The organism is Aeromonas salmonicida subsp. salmonicida (genome assembly GCF_001643305.1).
Lineage (GTDB): Bacteria > Pseudomonadota > Gammaproteobacteria > Enterobacterales > Aeromonadaceae > Aeromonas > Aeromonas salmonicida.
In genome coordinates this window covers 1-1,046 of sequence record NZ_LSGW01000022.1, presented here as the reverse complement: position 1 = coordinate 1,046, position 1,046 = coordinate 1, and the positions used below count along the sequence as shown (strand labels likewise).

Below are 1,046 nucleotides of genomic sequence, written 5' to 3'. Positions count from 1 at the left end.
ATCGAACTGCCGGAAGGCGTAGAGATGGTAATGCCAGGCGACAACATCAAAATGGTTGTTACCCTGATTGCGCCGATCGCGATGGACGACGGCCTGCGTTTCGCTATCCGTGAAGGTGGCCGTACCGTAGGTGCTGGTGTTGTAGCTAGCGTAATCGCTTAATCGATTCGCTATTACAAACATCAAAAGGGGTGGCTTCGGCCGCCCCTTTTTCTTTTTGGGCCTTGTGCCCTATGAGATACTTTGCAAAATCATTTATTGAGGTAGTCCCCAGTGAGCAAGCCCGCCATTTTTCTGGATCGTGACGGTGTCATCAACGAAGACACTGGTTATGTCAGCCAAGTCGATGACTTCCATTTCCTGCCCGGTGTGATAGAAGCCCTGCAACTGTTAAAGAAGAAAGGCTATCTGTTGATCGTCGTCACCAATCAGTCTGGTATTGCCCGCGGCTACTTCAGTGAAGATCACTTCATGAATCTGACCGAATGGATGGATTGGTCACTGGCCGATCGAGATGTGGATCTCGATGGTATCTATTTCTGTCCACATCACCCGGATCACGGCGCCCCTTGTGATTGCCGCAAACCTGAGCCTGGCATGCTGCTGTTGGCACAACAGGAGCTGGGCATCGACATGAGCCGTTCTTATATGGTTGGCGACAAACCTTCCGACCTGAAAGCGGCAGCCAGTGCCAAGGTTGGTCATAAAGTCATGGTGCGTACTGGCAAACCTGTGACTGACGCCGGCATCGCCTTGGCGGATGCCATCTACGACAACCTGCACGATTTCGCCGTTTCACTGCCCGTCACGGGCTGATTTCGTTCGCTTAACATGCGCATTGGTGGCTTTGTGAGCGAACAGTTGATGAAAGCCATCTTTTTGCAATTATCTACTTGCCAGAAAGATTCAACTCCCTATAATGCGCATCCATCGACAGGGCAAGCGGCAACGCAAACAACCTCGTTGATAACCTCGAAAAGCCTTTGAAAATAAGGCTTGACTCGAGAAGGCGGTTGAGGAGAATTACACTCCCGCAGCAACACACT

At 51.1% G+C, this 1,046-nt stretch carries 2 protein-coding genes; both read left to right on the top strand.

Annotated features, from left to right (window positions below):
• A partial coding sequence (locus tag AXW79_RS21960) for an EF-Tu C-terminal domain-related protein (RefSeq protein WP_080771121.1) occupies nt 1-162 on the top strand: 162 nt, incomplete at its 5' end.
• Nucleotides 163-273: 111 nt separating this feature from the next.
• Nucleotides 274-816 carry a D-glycero-beta-D-manno-heptose 1,7-bisphosphate 7-phosphatase gene (gene gmhB / locus AXW79_RS01745; RefSeq protein WP_005318596.1) on the top strand — a complete coding sequence of 181 codons (543 nt, stop codon included), beginning with the start codon at nt 274-276 and terminating at the stop codon, nt 814-816.
• Nucleotides 817-1,046: the final 230 nt, after the last annotated feature.